Source organism: Bacillus sp. NPDC094077, assembly GCF_050279465.1.
Lineage (GTDB): Bacteria > Bacillota > Bacilli > Bacillales > Bacillaceae_G > Bacillus_A.
On sequence record NZ_JBNNUF010000004.1, the window covers coordinates 211,093 to 227,383 of the forward strand.

20 protein-coding genes and 1 tRNA gene are annotated in these 16,291 nt (G+C 38.5%); 13 read left to right on the plus strand and 8 right to left on the minus strand.

Features of this window, described 5'->3' with window-relative positions; all coding sequences use genetic code 11:
- The first annotated feature begins 8 nt into the window (after positions 1-8).
- The 7 genes from trxB (at position 9) to ACQKNR_RS12805 (ending at position 5,793) form a co-directional block, all read left to right on the plus strand.
- On the plus strand, positions 9-965 hold the full coding sequence (trxB, locus tag ACQKNR_RS12775) for a thioredoxin-disulfide reductase (RefSeq protein ID WP_427318259.1): 957 nt from the start codon (positions 9-11) through the stop codon (positions 963-965).
- A gap of 165 nt (positions 966-1,130) precedes the next feature.
- Positions 1,131-1,937, plus strand: coding sequence for a DUF368 domain-containing protein (locus ACQKNR_RS12780; protein WP_427318260.1), 807 nt, complete (start codon positions 1,131-1,133; stop codon positions 1,935-1,937).
- 230 nt (positions 1,938-2,167) lie between these two features.
- Positions 2,168-2,626 carry an NUDIX hydrolase gene (locus ACQKNR_RS12785; protein ID WP_001190083.1) on the plus strand — a complete coding sequence of 153 codons (459 nt, stop codon included), beginning with the start codon at positions 2,168-2,170 and terminating at the stop codon, positions 2,624-2,626.
- Between the two features lie 20 nt (positions 2,627-2,646).
- On the plus strand, positions 2,647-3,528 hold the full coding sequence (gene rapZ / locus ACQKNR_RS12790; RefSeq protein ID WP_427318261.1) for an RNase adapter RapZ: 882 nt from the start codon (positions 2,647-2,649) through the stop codon (positions 3,526-3,528).
- 3 nt (positions 3,529-3,531) lie between these two features.
- The gene (locus ACQKNR_RS12795) at positions 3,532-4,485 is read left to right on the plus strand and encodes a gluconeogenesis factor YvcK family protein (protein WP_427318262.1); all 954 of its coding nucleotides are present in this window, start codon (positions 3,532-3,534) and stop codon (positions 4,483-4,485) included.
- Between the two features lie 88 nt (positions 4,486-4,573).
- The gene (whiA, locus tag ACQKNR_RS12800; RefSeq protein WP_427318263.1) at positions 4,574-5,524 is read left to right on the plus strand and encodes a DNA-binding protein WhiA; all 951 of its coding nucleotides are present in this window, start codon (positions 4,574-4,576) and stop codon (positions 5,522-5,524) included.
- Between the two features lie 23 nt (positions 5,525-5,547).
- Complete coding sequence (locus ACQKNR_RS12805; RefSeq protein ID WP_427318264.1) at positions 5,548-5,793, plus strand: HPr family phosphocarrier protein; 246 nt, start codon at positions 5,548-5,550, stop codon at positions 5,791-5,793.
- A gap of 270 nt (positions 5,794-6,063) precedes the next feature.
- Here ACQKNR_RS12805 and clpP read toward each other — a convergent pair whose 3' ends face one another.
- The 8 genes from clpP to ACQKNR_RS12845 all read right to left on the minus strand — a co-directional run bounded on the left by clpP (position 6,064) and on the right by ACQKNR_RS12845 (position 10,653).
- Positions 6,064-6,645: an ATP-dependent Clp endopeptidase proteolytic subunit ClpP gene (gene clpP, locus ACQKNR_RS12810; protein ID WP_001049162.1), complete on the minus strand. Its 582-nt coding sequence runs from the start codon at positions 6,643-6,645 to the stop codon at positions 6,064-6,066.
- A gap of 241 nt (positions 6,646-6,886) precedes the next feature.
- Positions 6,887-7,756 carry a DUF421 domain-containing protein gene (locus ACQKNR_RS12815; protein ID WP_427318265.1) on the minus strand — a complete coding sequence of 290 codons (870 nt, stop codon included), beginning with the start codon at positions 7,754-7,756 and terminating at the stop codon, positions 6,887-6,889.
- A gap of 20 nt (positions 7,757-7,776) precedes the next feature.
- Entirely contained in the window at positions 7,777-7,983 is a 207-nt protein-coding gene (locus ACQKNR_RS12820) for a DUF1657 domain-containing protein (protein ID WP_427318266.1), read from the minus strand.
- A gap of 11 nt (positions 7,984-7,994) precedes the next feature.
- Positions 7,995-8,345: a stage V sporulation protein AE gene (spoVAE, locus tag ACQKNR_RS12825; protein WP_002112813.1), complete on the minus strand. Its 351-nt coding sequence runs from the start codon at positions 8,343-8,345 to the stop codon at positions 7,995-7,997.
- Positions 8,342-9,358, minus strand: a complete 1,017-nt coding sequence (gene spoVAD, locus ACQKNR_RS12830; RefSeq protein ID WP_098307351.1) for a stage V sporulation protein AD — start codon at positions 9,356-9,358, stop codon at positions 8,342-8,344. Before spoVAD ends, spoVAE begins: the two co-directional genes overlap by 4 nt.
- Positions 9,359-9,835 carry a stage V sporulation protein AC gene (spoVAC, locus tag ACQKNR_RS12835; protein WP_427318267.1) on the minus strand — a complete coding sequence of 159 codons (477 nt, stop codon included), beginning with the start codon at positions 9,833-9,835 and terminating at the stop codon, positions 9,359-9,361.
- A 29-nt stretch (positions 9,836-9,864) separates the two neighbouring features.
- Positions 9,865-10,353, minus strand: a complete 489-nt coding sequence (locus ACQKNR_RS12840; RefSeq protein WP_427318268.1) for a hypothetical protein — start codon at positions 10,351-10,353, stop codon at positions 9,865-9,867.
- Between the two features lie 93 nt (positions 10,354-10,446).
- Positions 10,447-10,653, minus strand: coding sequence for a DUF1657 domain-containing protein (locus tag ACQKNR_RS12845; RefSeq protein ID WP_000216166.1), 207 nt, complete (start codon positions 10,651-10,653; stop codon positions 10,447-10,449).
- A 203-nt stretch (positions 10,654-10,856) separates the two neighbouring features.
- Here ACQKNR_RS12845 and ACQKNR_RS12850 point away from each other — a divergent pair.
- The 6 genes from ACQKNR_RS12850 to ACQKNR_RS12875 all read left to right on the plus strand — a co-directional run bounded on the left by ACQKNR_RS12850 (position 10,857) and on the right by ACQKNR_RS12875 (position 16,272).
- Positions 10,857-10,932: transfer RNA gene (locus ACQKNR_RS12850), tRNA-Arg, on the plus strand.
- A 258-nt stretch (positions 10,933-11,190) separates the two neighbouring features.
- Positions 11,191-12,498, plus strand: a complete 1,308-nt coding sequence (gene rpoN, locus ACQKNR_RS12855; protein WP_427318269.1) for an RNA polymerase factor sigma-54 — start codon at positions 11,191-11,193, stop codon at positions 12,496-12,498.
- A 9-nt stretch (positions 12,499-12,507) separates the two neighbouring features.
- A complete protein-coding gene (locus ACQKNR_RS12860; RefSeq protein WP_427318270.1) occupies positions 12,508-12,753 on the plus strand; it encodes a glutaredoxin family protein in 246 nt (81 codons plus the stop codon).
- A 135-nt stretch (positions 12,754-12,888) separates the two neighbouring features.
- Positions 12,889-13,917, plus strand: coding sequence for a gapA transcriptional regulator CggR (gene cggR, locus ACQKNR_RS12865; protein WP_048528176.1), 1,029 nt, complete (start codon positions 12,889-12,891; stop codon positions 13,915-13,917).
- A gap of 26 nt (positions 13,918-13,943) precedes the next feature.
- Positions 13,944-14,948: a type I glyceraldehyde-3-phosphate dehydrogenase gene (gap, locus tag ACQKNR_RS12870; protein WP_000161236.1), complete on the plus strand. Its 1,005-nt coding sequence runs from the start codon at positions 13,944-13,946 to the stop codon at positions 14,946-14,948.
- A 139-nt stretch (positions 14,949-15,087) separates the two neighbouring features.
- Positions 15,088-16,272 (plus strand): phosphoglycerate kinase, encoded by a 1,185-nt coding sequence (locus ACQKNR_RS12875; protein ID WP_327922720.1) that lies wholly within the window; start codon positions 15,088-15,090, stop codon positions 16,270-16,272.
- Positions 16,273-16,291: the final 19 nt, after the last annotated feature.

Sequence of the window (16,291 nt, forward strand, 5' to 3'; positions counted from 1 at the left end):
TGAATAGTGTGTCAGAAGAAAAAATTTATGATGTCATTATTATTGGTGCAGGACCAGCTGGTATGACAGCTGCAGTATATACATCTCGTGCGAATTTAAGTACATTAATGCTTGAGCGTGGTATTCCAGGTGGACAAATGGCAAATACAGAAGATGTAGAAAATTACCCAGGTTATGAGTCTATTTTAGGGCCAGATTTATCAAATAAAATGTTCGAGCATGCGAAGAAATTTGGTGCTGAATATGCATACGGTGATGTGAAAGAAATCATCGATGGTAAAGAGTACAAAACAATTATTGCTGGCAAAAAAGAGTATAAAGCACGTGCAATTATCGTTGCAAGCGGTGCAGAATATAAAAAAATTGGTGTGCCAGGTGAAACAGAACTTGGCGGTCGTGGTGTATCATATTGTGCGGTATGTGATGGTGCATTCTTTAAAGGGAAAGAACTTGTTGTTATTGGCGGCGGAGATTCTGCTGTTGAAGAGGGTGTGTTCTTAACACGCTTCGCATCAAAAGTAACAATCGTTCACCGTCGTGACACGCTTCGTGCACAGAAAATTTTACAAGATCGTGCTTTCCAAAATGAGAAAGTAGATTTCATTTGGAATCACACGATAAAAGAAATTAACGATGCAAATGGTAAAGTAGGAAGTGTAACACTTGTAGATGTAAACAGCGGTGAAGAACAAGAAGTCAAAACTGACGGCGTTTTCGTATACATCGGTATGCTACCATTATCAAAACCGTTTGTTGAGCTTGGTATTACAAATGAAAATGGTTATGTTGAAACGAATGAGCGTATGGAAACGAAAGTTCCTGGTATTTTTGCAGCTGGTGATGTTCGTGAAAAAATGCTTCGTCAAATTGTAACTGCAACAGGTGACGGTAGTATTGCAGCACAAAGTGCACAACATTACGTAGAAGAGTTATTAGAGGAACTAAAAACTGTAACAGAAAAATAAGAGATAATATACCTTTTGAGAAGAAAGCTACCGATAGGAGCTTTCTTCTTTTTTTGTGTGAAAATGTCAAAGTTTTGTCAAAAATAATAAGGATTATAAGCTTTCTTATTGATATACTGGACTTTACAGGAAAAATCACTATAAGAAATGAGGAATTTATTCAGTATGGAATGGCGTAATATATATCGTGGGTTTTGTATGGGCGTTAGTGATTTAATTCCTGGTGTAAGCGGCGGTACAATCGCTGTTGTGTTAGGGATTTATGAACAATTACTTGCGGCAATTAGCGGGTTCTTTAGTCGTGAATGGAAAAAACATTTAGGGTTTTTAATTCCACTTGCTGCTGGTGTAGCGGCAGCGTTTTTAACGTTGAGTCACGTTATTAAATATTTACTTGCAAATCATTATGAACCGACTCAGTTTTTCTTCCTCGGTTTAATTATTAGTATATTACCAATGTTAATGAGAGAAGCTGATGCAAAGGCGACGTTTAAAGGTGGTCATATCGCCCTGTTAATCATTGCAGCAATTCTTGTTGCGATAACAGCTTTCTTTAAGCCAGATAAGGCGGCAGATCCAATTACGACATTAACAATTTTAAATACAATCGGTTTATTTTTCGCAGGATGGATGGCTAGTATGGCTATGCTTCTACCTGGAATTAGTGGGTCATTTATTTTATTAATTATTGGTGTGTACCCAACAGCAATTAATGCTTTAACTGCACTCAATTTACCGTTAATCGCGGTTATCGGTGCTGGTGTTATGGTTGGATTTGTTGTAAGTAGTAAAGGAATTAGTTTTTTATTGGATCGATATAAAAGTATGACATTTGCGGCAATTATTGGACTTGTTATCGGTTCGGTTGTAATTGTGTTCCCTGGTATTCCAACTGGTGGATTTTCAATTGTAAGTTCAATTATTACCTTTATTTTAGGATTTGCGGTTGTTACTTATTTCGGTAAGAAATAAGGGCTTTAATCCCCTTGACGATAAAATCGTTAAGGGGATTTTTATGTGTTATTCATTGTAAGTGCCAGGCATTTAGATTGCTTGTTATAGAAAGCTTTTTTACAATTGTCTCGTGTTATATGTTTAGCGAGAGAGGACTAGCTCCTTCGTTGTAGCAAACTGTTTTTGATAGTATAATGAAAGAAGTATGCAGTGAGGAATTTTACTGCAAGTAGCTGAGGTGAAGAAACATGCAAAGAGTGACAAACTGTGTGTTAATTAGAGATAATGAAGTACTCTTACTCCAAAAACCTCGCCGAAATTGGTGGGTTGCACCGGGCGGGAAAATGGAGCGTGGTGAGACAGTAAGAGAATCAGTTGTTCGCGAGTATCGTGAAGAAACAGGCATTTATTTAAAGAACCCAGCGTTAAAGGGGGTCTTCACCTTTGTCATCCAAGAAGGTGATAAAGTTGTTTCAGAATGGATGATGTTCTCTTTTTTAGCGACAGATTTTGCAGGAGAAAACAAACTAGAGAGCGAAGAAGGCATCATTGGTTGGCATACATTTGATAAGATTGATGATTTAGCAATGGCGCCAGGAGATTATCACATCATTGATTATTTAATTAAAGGGAATGGTATAATCTACGGTACATTTGTATATACCCCAGATTTTGAGTTGCTTTCATATCGATTAGATCCGAGTTAAACCGTCAAGGAGGGGATACGATGACAGAAAATAATGATATAAAAATGGTAATTATTACAGGAATGTCTGGAGCTGGAAAAACAGTAGCTTTACAAAGTTTCGAAGATTTAGGATATTTTTGTGTAGATAATTTACCGCCGATGTTATTGCCAAAGTTTATTGAGCTTATGGCGGATTCAAAAGGGAAAATGAATAAAGTAGCACTTGGCATTGATTTACGTGGCCGAGAGTTTTTCGAACATTTATGGGGAGCACTGGATGATTTATCAGAACGTACATGGATTATTCCTCATATTTTATTTTTAGATGCGAAAGATAGCACGCTTGTAACTCGTTATAAGGAAACAAGACGTTCGCATCCACTTGCGCCAACTGGTTTGCCGTTAAAGGGAATCGAAGCGGAGCGTAATTTATTAACAGATATGAAGGCACGAGCGAATATTGTGCTTGATACATCGGAATTAAAGCCGAAAGAATTACGTGAAAAAATTGTTCAGCTGTTTTCAACGGAAACTGAGCAAGCATTTCGTGTAAATGTTATGTCATTTGGATTTAAGTACGGTATTCCAATTGATGCAGATTTAGTATTTGATGTTCGTTTTTTACCAAATCCATATTACATTCCACATATGAAGCCATTAACAGGATTAGATGAAGAAGTTTCTTCGTATGTACTAAAATTTAATGAGACACATAAGTTTTTAGAGAAACTGACGGATCTGATTACTTTCATGCTGCCTCATTATAAAAGAGAAGGCAAGAGTCAACTTGTAATTGCAATTGGATGTACAGGTGGACAGCATCGTTCTGTTACGCTTACAGAATACCTTGGGAAACATTTGAAACAAGACTACAGCGTTCATGTATCTCATCGTGATGTGGAGAAGAGAAAGGGCCATTAAGGGATGAAAAAAGAGAGGAAACCTAAAATTGTCATCATGGGAGGGGGAACTGGACTCTCTGTTTTATTACGAGGATTAAAGCAATATCCTGTTGATATTACAGCAGTTGTTACAATCGCTGATGATGGTGGCAGTTCAGGTAGATTACGTGATGAGCTAGAAATTCCACCCCCAGGTGACATTCGTAACGTACTTGTTGCGTTATCGGATGTAGAGCCACTAGTGGAAGCTTTATTTCAGCATCGTTTCACAAATGGAGATGGACTGAAAGGTCATGCGTTAGGAAATTTATTATTGGCAGGTATGACCTCGATTACAGGAGACTTTTTCCATGCGATTACGGAAACGAGTAAAGTATTAAATGTCAGAGGACGTGTATTACCAGCAGCGAATCAAAGTGCGGTACTTCATGCGGAACTAGAAGATGGAGAAATTGTAACAGGTGAATCAAAAATTCCTTATTACGGAAAGAAGATTAACCGGGTCTTTTTAACTCCAGAAAATGTAGAGCCATTACATGAAACATTAGCTGAGATTAAACGAGCTGATTTACTTGTTTTCGGTCCAGGAAGTTTGTATACGAGTATATTGCCGAATTTAGTTGTTAACAAAATTGGGGACGCTGTTCTTGCTGCAAAAGCGAAGAAGGTATATGTATGTAATGTTATGACGCAAGCGGGTGAAACGATGGGGTATACTGCGTTTGATCATGTGCAGGCGTTACATGATCATTTAGGTAAACCATTTATCGATACCGCAATTGTAAATAACCGTGATATTCCTTGTGAATTACGTCAGTTATACGAGGAAGAAATGTCGGAACCGGTTGTAGTGGATGAAGACCGTTTTGCTGAAAATCATATTGGTGTAATTCAGGATAAATTAGCGAAGTATGATGATCGTGTTGTAAGGCATGATACATTGAAGTTAGCTTCTATTTTATATTCACTGTTATAAATGTGCGTTGCCTCGTTTGAGGTAACGCTCCTCATTCATATAGGACAAGAATTTTGTTCCGCAATAATCGTATAAGGAGGTGTTGACTGTGTCATTTGCATCAGAAACAAAGAAAGAGTTGACGAATCTTGAAATGAAGGAATGCTGTGAGAAAGCAGAATTATCAGCGTTGCTTCGAATGAACGGATCACTTTCTTTTTCAAACCGTCGTCTATCTATCGATATTCAAACAGAAAATGCGGCAATTGCAAGAAGGATTTATACGCTTTTGAAAAAGGGATATGATGTGACGGTAGAATTGCTTGTTCGTAAAAAAATGCGATTGAAGAAAAATAATGTGTATATTGTACGACTTGTTGAGAAGTCCCGTGAAATATTAGCGGATCTTCATATCGTTCGAGATGACTTTTCATTTATTCGAAATATATCACAGGAATTGATTGAGAAAAAATGTTGTAAACGATCGTACTTACGCGGTGCATTTTTAGCAGGTGGTTCAGTAAATAACCCAGAAACATCATCTTATCATTTAGAGATCTTTTCGTTATATAAGGAACATAATGATGCTATATGTGAACTGATGAACGGATTTGATTTAAATAGTAAGACGTTGGAAAGAAGAAAAGGGTACATTACGTATTTGAAAGAAGCAGAGAAAATTACGGAGTTTTTAAATATTATAGGTGCTCATAATGCACTTTTAAGATTTGAAGACATTCGAATTGTTCGTGATATGCGTAATTCAGTGAATCGACTAGTGAACTGTGAAACAGCCAATTTAAATAAAACGATTGGTGCAGCATTAAGGCAAATTGAAAACATTCGTTATATCGATGAGACGGTTGGTCTAGATATTTTGCCAGATAAGCTACGAGAAATTGCACAATTACGAATCGATTATCAAGATGTAACATTGAAAGAATTAGGCGAGATGGTATCCGGGGGGAAAATTAGTAAATCGGGTATTAATCATCGTTTGCGTAAAATCGATGAAATTGCAGAGAAATTACGCGCGGGGGAAACGGTAGCAAAAAAATAAGAGGTTAAAGGGGAAATGGAGCTGTGGTTCAAAAACGAGTGAAGGTTTCATTAAAAAACGGCTTACAAGCACGTCCGGCTGCGTTGTTTGTACAGGAGGCAAATCGCTTTCATGCGGATATCTTCATCGAGAAAGATGGAAAGACAGTAAATGCAAAGAGTATAATGGGGATTATGAGCTTAGCAATCGGAACTGGCAGCATGATAACAATTACGACAGAAGGCTCAGATGCAGAAGAGGCTTTAGAAGCACTAGCTGCATATGTATAATAAAATGGCTATCGCGCATGTGCGATAGCTTTTTTATTTTGCTGTTTGTGGGTGCGGTGAGTTTGATTGGTGGGGGTATGTAGAGGGCACGCGCTTGTCGAGAATTGTTGGTAAGTCGATAAGTTGTGTCGAAACGCCGATATAATTAAAAAATCGCTGATATAATTTGAGTTACATTCGATATATTTAGGTGGATACTGAGTAGGGTATGCGAACGAGGACCTAACCATAAAAAAGCGCCCTGTAATAGGGCGCTTTCGCTTTTAAGTATTAACGATTTGTAAAGATCTTATCGATTAAACCGTATTCTAGAGCTTTTTCAGCTGTCATGAAGTTGTCGCGGTCTGTGTCGCGTTGTAGTACTTCAAGTGGTTGACCTGTGCGGTCAGCTAGAATTTGGTTTAATTTTTCACGTAAGAATAGGATACGTTTTGCAGCGATTTCGATTTCAGTTGCTTGACCTTGTGCTCCACCAAGTGGCTGGTGAATCATTACTTCACTGTTAGGAAGTGCATAACGTTTTCCTTTTTCACCTGCTGCAAGTAAGAATGCACCCATAGATGCAGCCATACCGATACAGATTGTTGATACTTGTGGTTTAATAAACTGCATTGTATCATAGATTGCCATACCCGCTGTGATAGAACCACCAGGGCTGTTGATATAGATGTGAATATCTTTTTCTGGATCTTGAGATTCCAAGAATAAAAGCTGGGAAACGATTGAGTTAGCTACGTTGTCATCAATTGCACTACCAAGCATAATGATGCGGTCTTTTAATAGTCGAGAGTAAATATCGTAAGCGCGTTCTCCACGATTTGTTTGTTCAATTACTGTAGGAATTAAATTCATCTGTTATTTCCTCCTTCTAAAGCTTTCTTAGTCTTATAATACAATTATGGTCAATAAAGGTCAAACGAAACCACTTTAAATCAAAAAAATATGTAGTTGTACCATGAATTATTCGCTATGTTTTTGAAATTCCCTGCTTATGTATCTTCAACATCTTAACCGAATTACATAAATTTAAACGTGATTAAAGCGATACAAAAGGCAAAAGAACGCCTTTTATACAGAGGCGTTCTTTCATTACCTATTCTTTTAAAAGATAGGTTACTTTATTTAAAATATTCTCGACCTGTTTCGCGTTTTTACTATACATTTCGCTCGCTGATTTCGATTTTGTTTCTAAAGAAAATAGTTCAAGATCAGCATGACATTTTTTTAAAGATGCCAATAATAAAGGTTTGTTTTGAGGAGAAGACATTTGGAGTTTATCATTATAAATGTCGATAGTAAGTTGTCCGTATGAATCAACTTGACCGAGAAAGACATTTTCGATGACGACTCCAAGCTTTTCTAATTCTGCATGTAACCAAGCGCGGTTATGCCCGCTAGCAGAAAGAGGTTCATCTAGTACATTTCCATCCATAATAACAGTTTGTGTTTCTTTTTCATTTGGCACTTTTAACCCGATGTCTTTTGCTGTAAGTGGTTGGCGATCTTTCTTCAGTAATACATTTAACTCTCCGCTCGGTTCTAATACTGCAAATTCAACATCAGCTACGCTGAACGCATCTTTTCCTCGGAGTAGTTCAAGTAATTCGTCACTTGTATATTTTTCTTTCTTTAAGTTATCTTCGAGTATTTTTCCATCTTTTATTAATACGGTAGATTTCCCTTCAAAGAAGTCCCGAGCTGTTTTGTTCTTTAAGGAGAGGATTCCTGTGAAAAAAGGTACCACAGCGAAAATGAGTATCGCAAAGACGCCGTGGAAAAATTTTGAATCGAGCCCTGTAGATACTTGGGCAGCAATATCACCAATTGTCATCCCGGCTATGTATTCGAAAAAGGAAAGCTGAGAGATTTGTCTTTTTCCTAACCATTTTGTAATAGCGAATAAAATAATTAATATGAATACAGAGCGGAGAATGACAAGTGTCCATTCGGGTAGGTGAGACATAGTAAATTCCTCCAGTCTACTTAAAACCCTTTATATTGAGGTTCTTCACGTTCTAATACTGAAACTCTATCTTGTAAGTCAGCGATAACGCTGTCCATTTCTAACATGCATTCATGAAATACACGTTTTGCTTCTTCATCTTGAGAGTTTAATGAAAGGGAGCTTAAACTTGCTTGAGCGCCCCTTACACTAGCGAGACATGTTTTGACACTAGCGATAACAGTCATGAAAACACCTCTTATCCTTTCGGTTTAAATAGTAATGCTCCGATGAATCCGAAAATAATAGCTGCTGATATACCAGCACTCGTTACTTTAAACATCCCGGTAATGACGCCAACGATTCCATGTTTGGCTGCTTCTTCCATCGCGCCGTGAACGAGGGCATTACCGAAGCTCGTAATAGGTACAGTTGCACCGGCCCCAGCAAAGTCGATTAATGGTTCATAAAGGTTGAAGCCGTCTAGTATAGCACCGACAACAACGAGTGTTGCCATTGTATGAGCGGGTGTTAGTTTGCCGACATCAAACATCAGTTGCCCAATTACACATATGAGTCCGCCAATGACGAAAGCCCAGAAAAAAATCATTGCGTTGCACCTCCAAATTCAATCGAAACGGCGTGAGCGATACACGGAATCGTTTCTTCTTGCTGGAATGTTAGTGGAGATAGTAAAGCACCTGTTGCAACGACAAGTATCTTATTAAATTCTCCCCTCTTCATTCGATTTAATAAATGACCGTACACGACTGTTGCAGAACATCCCGGTCCACTTGCACCAGCTATGACAGGTTGTCCGTCTCTATAAATGATGATTCCGCAATCTTGGAATTGCTCGCTCGTTACTTTTGTTCCATGTTTATGTAGTAGATCGTAAGCAATCTCGCGTCCTACATGTCCAAGGTCACCTGTTACAATTAAGTCGTAATAAGAGGCGTCAATTTGACGTTCGCGTAAATGAGCTTCAATCGTATCAACAGCAGCTGGGGCCATCGCACCTCCCATGTTAAAAGGATCTGTTAGTCCCATATCAACAACCCGCCCGATTGTGGCCGATGTTACTTGTGGGCCATATCCAGTGTCACTTAAAATGGCTGCGCCTGCACCGGTCACTGTCCACTGGGCAGTAGGAGGTTTTTGACCACCATATTCAGTTGGATAGCGGAATTGTTTTTCCACAGCAGCGTTATGACTTGATGCGCCGGTTAATAAATATTTTGCACCTTTTGCATTTACGATGCTTGCACCAAGTGCTAAGCCTTCCATAGAAGTAGAGCAAGCTCCGAATAATCCGAGATAAGGTGTTCCAAGTGTACGACATGCAAAGCTCGTTGGAGTTATTTGATTAATTAAATCTCCTGCGAGTACGAATTGAATATCGTCTTTACGAAGTTTTGCCTTTTCGGTAGCGCGGCTACAAGCCTCTTCAAATAAAATTTTATGTGCCTTTTCGTAAGAATCTTGTCCGAGCCATAAATCTTCATGGAGGGTGTCGAAGTCTTCGGGGATATTGCCATTTGCTTCAAATGGTCCACCGACCACCCCGGTTGAGATAATGACTGGTTTGTTTTCGAATACCCATGTTCGGTGTCCTTGTAACATTTATAGCCCTCCCCATTGAAAGAGAATCGTTTTAATAAGTGCGATGACGAAAGCGGAAAATACACCAAATAAAATAACGGAGCCGGCTAGTTTGAACATGTTACTGCCAACACCAAGGACGAATCCTTCCGTTCGGTGTTCGATACATGCGGCAATAACTGAGTTCCCAAATCCAGTAACAGGTACAGCTGTGCCTGCGCCAGCAAATTGTCCAAGGCGATCGTATACACCGAATCCAGTCAGTAACATTGAGATGAAAATAAGAGTTGCGACTGTTGGATTGCCTGCTGAGCGCTCGGTAAAATCAAAATATGTGATATAAAACGTAGAAATCAGTTGTCCGATAAAGCAAATAAAACCACCGACGAAAAATGCTTTTATACAATTTTTTAAGACAGGGCGCTTCGGTTCGCGTTCTTGCTCGAATTTTTTATATTCCTGTTGTACAGGGGTTAAGTTTTTATCTTTACTAGACATTTCAATCCTTCCTTTTCTATTAGAAAGCGTTAAGTGTTAGATTCCATTTCTGATCCGATAAGCTTTAACTGTTTTTTGATTTCATCTTTATTTACTTCTTTTCTCTTAATTTTGATTTCAAGCTTTTCGAGTAACATGAAGATTTTTTTATCTGTACTTACACGAACATCGAAAGTGGGATATTCATCACTTAGTTGCTTTTGAAGTTTCTTGCGCAAAGGTTTTAGCCCAAATCTTTCATGATGCTCAGGCTTAACCGCTATGTAGAGGTCTAAATTGGAATTAACTGCTGCGCTTTTTATAATTTCATCCATAGCGAGAGCTTTTTTCTTTGCTCCCTGTGATATAGATTGATTAAAGGATTCTGTACTCATTTTCGTTAATTTAGGGCCTTTTTCTTTCTCTGTTCGCTTTGCTTCTTCTTTCTTTACTTTTTTATCTAACGGGCTATGGTCACAGCCGGTAAAAGAACTGAATAGAAGTACAAATAACGCGGTTATAAGTCCGATCTTTCGCATAATCATCATTCCATTTCTATTGCATTATGTAATGTGATAGAAAAAGGATGACCGCATATCATCCTTTTTCTGTTTCACAGCATAAATGGTTTGTTATTGCTGTGAGTATTGTGGTTCTTCTTGTTGGACTTCTTCAACACGTGGGTTTAAAGAATCGATAATAGTTTGTGTTTGCTGTGCAGCTGTTTGGAAAAGTTGCTTTGCTTGTTGGTTATCCGTATCAAGAGCGAATCCCTCTAAGCTAGCTTGAGCACTTTTTAATCCAGAAACAGTTTGCTTTAGTTTTGTAATTACAGTCATTGAATGAAGCCCCCTTTGGAATATCAATTCAAAGATTATAATTTGTGAGTTGGGGTGAATTTATGATTGGAAAATTTAGGTGAGGAAGATGTTTTGTGTGCTCCTAGCTAAGGTGTATAAAGGATGAGGGGATATTTTTATTGATTTAGATGGATTTTATTGCTATTATTATGAGAAGAAAATGAAGTGTTTTTTATAATCATGCGCCCATAGCTCAGTCGGATAGAGCGGTGGTTTCCGGTACCACGTCTGCCGGGGGTTCGAATCCCTCTGGGCGCGTCAAAAAGTCCTAACTTACGTTTTGTAGGTTAGGACTTTTTTTATTTTTCTCTTGTTATATCTAGTAATAAGATTTACTATTAGTACTTGGTTATAATGTTGAAGTTTATTATTTTCTTTCAATATTATTCAAATTTCGGTTGTAAGTTGTAAATCTCATTAATACATATAAATTAATAATATTTTGGAATGGGTGTCTGTGATAGCATTCTCCTTTTACCAAACTTATTGTACAATAGAAACAAGGGGGAGATTAGTTTGAAGGCAAGTCTTTTACAAGAACAAAGCTTACGTTTGGCAATGACACAAGAGTTAAGGCAAGCGATTACAATGCTCCAGTATAATGTACAAGAATTATCGGAGTTTTTATATGAGCAATCGTTAGAGAATCCCCTTATTGAGTTAGGTGGTTTTGAGAGGGAGAAGAAAAAGAGCTCTAACAAAAGTAAAAGTACCAGCAAACAAGTCGAGAATCAGATGGAGATCTACAGTGTGGATTCTACAACGATTCAGCAACATTTATTAAATCAAATACAGTATTATAAAATAGAAGAAGAAGAGAGAAAAGTAGCTTCTTTCATTATTATGAACATGGATGGAAACGGGTATTTACAAGAAACGAATGAAGAGTTAGCAGATCTCCTTTCTGTATCGCTTCATGTAGTCGACCGCTCTGTAGAGCTTGTCCAATCACTCGAGCCAGCAGGGGTAGGAGCACGTAATATTCAGGAATGTCTAACCTTACAATTGAAGCGCTTACAAAGGCGGAATGGATTAGCGGAAGAGGTTGTAGAGGAGCACTTTGCTTATTTTGTGAAGAAAGATTGGCGAAAGCTCGTTCATGTGCTGAAGTGTAGTAATGAAGAATTACAATTGGCGGTGGACTGCATTACATCATTGCAGCCGAAACCGGGTCTTGCGTTTTCTTCTGATAAACCACTTTATATTGTGCCTGATATGGCGGTGAAAAAAGAAGGCGATCGTCTCGTTTTACAGATGAATGAGAGAAATATGCCGAGAATTGAAATTCATTCTGAGTATAGTGCGCTTCTTAATAATAGTGAAAGTGAAGTGGCATCTTACGTATCAGAAAAGTATCAGCATGTGCAGTGGATTATGCGTAGTTTGAAACAGAGAAAGCAGACACTTCTGCAAGTGATGACTATTATTATGGAAAAGCAACGTGATTTCTTCTGGAAAGGTCCAGAGCATTTAAAACCACTTGCTTTAAAAGAAGTAGCAGAAGAGTTAAGTGTGCATGAATCTACAATTAGTCGTGCGACGCGAAATAAATACGTGCAAACGCCACACGGTTTATTTGAGATGAAATCGTTCTTTAGTAATGCGGTTTCGACGACAGAAGATGAAGCTGTTTCTACAAAGCGTGTAAAACAACTTATTCAAACGCTTGTTGAGGCGGAGAATAAGAAAAAGCCACTTTCAGATCAAAAGATTTCAAAATTATTAGAAGAAGAACATGAAATCGTTATTTCTCGAAGAACAGTGGCGAAGTACAGAGAACAAATGCATATTCCAGCTTCGTCATTAAGAAAAACGATCGGATAGGTGAAGAAGATGAAAGTTGTACTGTATACAAAAATAGATTGTGGCCTTTGTGAGAAGGCGAAACAAGTTTTACAAGAAGTACAATGTGAATATTCTTTTCAAATCGAGGAAATAGATATATATGAAGATAATGACCTTTTAGAAAAATATCATTTAATGATTCCGGTTGTAGAAATAGGTGGAAAAATAGTAGAATATGGTAACATTCACAAAGGTGTCATAATAAACTATATAAACAATGCAGTTAAGAGTTGAATAAGTTTCTATCTCCTGTTACAATAATACACGTAGCAGGGATTATTTTTTTAATCTATGTGGGACACAAAATGTCACTACGGGACGTAAAGTGACCACGAGGGAAAATGAACCGATGTAGTGAGGAGAAAAGATATGCGCTCATGGATTCAGAATACAAAAAAATTATTACCTGATCTGCTACCTGTTATGCAAACGAGAATGCAAATTCTTCAGTACATTAGGCTTATGCAGCCGATTGGAAGAAGAAACTTATCAGCAAGTCTCGGTATGACAGAACGAGTATTGCGAAGTGAAGTTCAAGTTTTGAAAGAACAAAACTTAGTTCACGTCGCTTCTTCTGGAATGACTTTGACAGAAGAAGGAACAGCTTTAGTTCTTGCTTTGGAAGACTTTATGAAAGAAATTTCCGGGTTAAAGGTTTTAGAAAAGCAACTTAAGGAAACATTAGACTTGGATGAAGTTTTCGTTGTCCCTGGTGATAGTGATGAATCACCTTGGGTCAAACTGGAGATGGGCCGTGCTTGTGTGACTTGTATAAAAGACCGTCTGACAGCGAATAATATCGTTGCTGTGGCTGGGGGAACTACGCTAGCTGCTGCTGCGGACATGATGCAGCTTGATTGCAAAGATTTACATATGCTATTTGTCCCAGCACGTGGTGGAATTGGAGAAGGTGTTGAATTAGAAGCCAATACCATTTGTGCCAAAATGGCGCAAAATACGATGAGTAATTATCGCTTATTGTATGTTCCAGACCATGTTAGTAGCGAAGCATATGCGTCTATTGTGACAGAGCCTTCCGTGAAAGAAGTTCTTGAGTTGATTCGATCTTCCAATATCGTCATTCATGGAATAGGTGATGCGTTAACAATGGCACGTCGCAGAAATACTTCAGAAGCAGATTGGTTAAAGATTCAGGCAAGCGAAGCAGTTGGCGAAGCTTTCGGTTACTACTTTAATGAACAAGGTAATGTTGTTCATAAAGTAAGAACAGTTGGTATGCAACTAGAGGATTTACAAAATGTATCTCACGTTGTTGCAGTCGCTGGAGGTTCTTCAAAGGCAAAGGCAATACAGGCTGTAATTAAGCAAGGGCACACTTCAATTCTAATTACAGATGAAGGTGCAGCAAAACAGTTAACAAAGGGTATTACCCTTTAATATAATCCCCCAAGGAGGAAATTCAAATGACTAAAATTGGTATTAATGGATTTGGACGTATCGGACGTAACGTATTCCGCGCAGCTCTTAACAACTCTGAGGTAGAAGTAGTAGCAATCAACGACTTAACAGATGCTAAAACATTAGCTCACCTTTTAAAATATGACACAGTTCACGGAACTTTAAATGCAGAAGTATCTGCTAACGAAAACAGCATCGTTGTTAACGGTAAAGAAATTAAAGTTATCGCTGAGCGTGACCCAGCTCAATTACCATGGAGCGACTACGGAGTAGAAGTAGTAGTAGAATCTACTGGCCGTTTCACTAAAAAATCAGACGCTGAGAAACACTTAGGTGGATCAGTTAAGAAAGTTATCATCTCAGCTCCAGCTTCTGACGAAGATATCACTGTAGTTATGGGTGTTAACCACGAACAATACGATGCAGCTAACCACAACGTAGTATCTAACGCTTCTTGTACTACAAACTGTCTAGCTCCATTCGCTAAAGTATTAAACGAAAAATTCGGCGTAAAACGCGGAATGATGACAACAATTCACTCTTACACTAACGACCAACAAATCTTAGACTTACCACACAAAGATTTACGTCGTGCTCGTGCAGCAGCTGAAAACATGATCCCAACATCTACTGGTGCTGCTAAAGCTGTAGCATTAGTATTACCAGAACTTAAAGGTAAATTAAACGGTGGCGCTGTACGTGTTCCAACTGCTAACGTTTCTCTTGTTGACTTAGTTGTTGAACTTGACAAAGAAGTAACAGTTGAAGAAGTAAACGCAGCATTCAAAGCAGCAGCTGAAGGCGAATTAAAAGGTATCCTTGGATACAGCGAAGAGCCATTAGTATCTATCGACTATAACGGATGCACAGCTTCTTCTACAATCGATGCATTATCTACAATGGTAATGGAAGGTAACATGGTTAAAGTACTTTCTTGGTACGATAACGAAACTGGTTACTCTAACCGCGTAGTAGACCTAGCTGCATACATGACTTCTAAAGGTCTTTAATTCTTAATTATATAAGTTATCAATGACAAAACGAGGGAGAGGGTTTGTTCCCTCTCTCTCTTCTTTCGTTTTAAAAGCAAATGTGTTAAGCTTTTGAATGGGTTTTGTCAATCCTAACTAGTAGTCGGAGGGAAAACCAATGAACAAAAAATCAATTCGTGACGTAGATTTAAAAGGTAAGCGTGTATTTTGCCGCGTTGACTTCAACGTACCTATGAAAGAAGGCAAAATTACAGATGAAACTCGTATCCGTGCAGCTCTTCCTACAATTCAATATTTAGTAGAGCAAGGTGCGAAAGTTATTTTAGCAAGTCACTTAGGCCGTCCAAAAGGTCAAGTAGTAGAAGAAATGCGTTTAACTCCAGTAGCAGCACGTTTAGGTGAGCTTCTTGGTAAAGACGTTAAAAAAGCAGACGAAGCATTCGGACCAGCTGTACAAGAAATGGTTGCAGCAATGAACGAAGGCGACGTATTAGTTCTTGAAAACGTACGTTTCTATGCGGGCGAAGAAAAGAACGATGCAGAACTTGCGAAAGAATTTGCAGCTCTTGCTGATATCTTCGTAAACGATGCATTCGGTGCGGCTCACCGTGCTCACGCTTCTACAGCAGGAATCGCAGACTACCTACCAGCAGTATCTGGTTTATTAATGGAAAAAGAGTTAGACGTACTTGGAAAAGCACTTTCTAACCCAGATCGTCCATTCACAGCTATCATCGGTGGTGCGAAAGTAAAAGATAAAATCGGTGTAATTCGTCATCTATTAGACAAAGTAGATAACTTAATCATCGGTGGCGGACTTGCTTACACATTTGTTAAAGCTTTAGGTCATGAAATTGGTCTATCTCTATGTGAAGACGACAAGATTGAACTAGCTAAAGAATTTATGCAACTTGCAAAAGAAAAAGGCGTAAACTTCTACATGCCAGTTGATGTTGTAATCACTGAGGAATTCTCTGAAACTGCAACAACTAAAATCGTTGGTATCGACTCTATCCCTTCTAACTGGGAAGGCGTGGACATCGGTCCTAAAACACGTGAAATTTATGCAGATGTAATTAAAAACTCTAAGCTTGTTGTATGGAATGGACCAATGGGTGTATTCGAAATGACTCCATTCGCAGAAGGTACAAAAGCAGTAGGACAAGCATTAGCAGATGCAGAAGGTACATACTCTGTTATCGGCGGTGGTGACTCTGCAGCAGCTGTTGAAAAATTCGGTATGGCTGATAAAATGAGCCACATTTCTACTGGCGGCGGTGCGTCATTAGAATTCATGGAAGGTAAAGAGCTTCCAGGTGTAGTTTGTCTTAACGACAAATAAGTAGCAGCCAAAGAAAAAG

Bases quoted from the DNA above. Each gene is read 5' to 3' on its own strand.
- ACQKNR_RS12860 (WP_427318270.1), top strand. From the start codon at position 12,508: ATGAAAGTTGTACTGTATACAAAAATAGATTGTGGCCTTTGTGAGAAG.
- ACQKNR_RS12875 (WP_327922720.1), top strand. From the start codon at position 15,088: ATGAACAAAAAATCAATTCGTGACGTAGATTTAAAAGGTAAGCGTGTA.
- spoVAC (WP_427318267.1), bottom strand. From the start codon at position 9,835: ATGTCTAGTAAAGATAAAAACTTAACCCCTGTACAACAGGAATATAAA.
- ACQKNR_RS12840 (WP_427318268.1), bottom strand. From the start codon at position 10,353: ATGCGAAAGATCGGACTTATAACCGCGTTATTTGTACTTCTATTCAGT.
- gap (WP_000161236.1), top strand. From the start codon at position 13,944: ATGACTAAAATTGGTATTAATGGATTTGGACGTATCGGACGTAACGTA.
- ACQKNR_RS12820 (WP_427318266.1), bottom strand. From the start codon at position 7,983: ATGACTGTTATCGCTAGTGTCAAAACATGTCTCGCTAGTGTAAGGGGC.
- ACQKNR_RS12780 (WP_427318260.1), top strand. From the start codon at position 1,131: ATGGAATGGCGTAATATATATCGTGGGTTTTGTATGGGCGTTAGTGAT.
- rapZ (WP_427318261.1), top strand. From the start codon at position 2,647: ATGACAGAAAATAATGATATAAAAATGGTAATTATTACAGGAATGTCT.
- clpP (WP_001049162.1), bottom strand. From the start codon at position 6,645: ATGAATTTAATTCCTACAGTAATTGAACAAACAAATCGTGGAGAACGC.
- spoVAE (WP_002112813.1), bottom strand. From the start codon at position 8,345: ATGATTTTTTTCTGGGCTTTCGTCATTGGCGGACTCATATGTGTAATT.
- spoVAD (WP_098307351.1), bottom strand. From the start codon at position 9,358: ATGTTACAAGGACACCGAACATGGGTATTCGAAAACAAACCAGTCATT.
- ACQKNR_RS12845 (WP_000216166.1), bottom strand. From the start codon at position 10,653: ATGACTGTAATTACAAAACTAAAGCAAACTGTTTCTGGATTAAAAAGT.
- ACQKNR_RS12795 (WP_427318262.1), top strand. From the start codon at position 3,532: ATGAAAAAAGAGAGGAAACCTAAAATTGTCATCATGGGAGGGGGAACT.
- cggR (WP_048528176.1), top strand. From the start codon at position 12,889: ATGCGCTCATGGATTCAGAATACAAAAAAATTATTACCTGATCTGCTA.
- ACQKNR_RS12785 (WP_001190083.1), top strand. From the start codon at position 2,168: ATGCAAAGAGTGACAAACTGTGTGTTAATTAGAGATAATGAAGTACTC.
- ACQKNR_RS12815 (WP_427318265.1), bottom strand. From the start codon at position 7,756: ATGTCTCACCTACCCGAATGGACACTTGTCATTCTCCGCTCTGTATTC.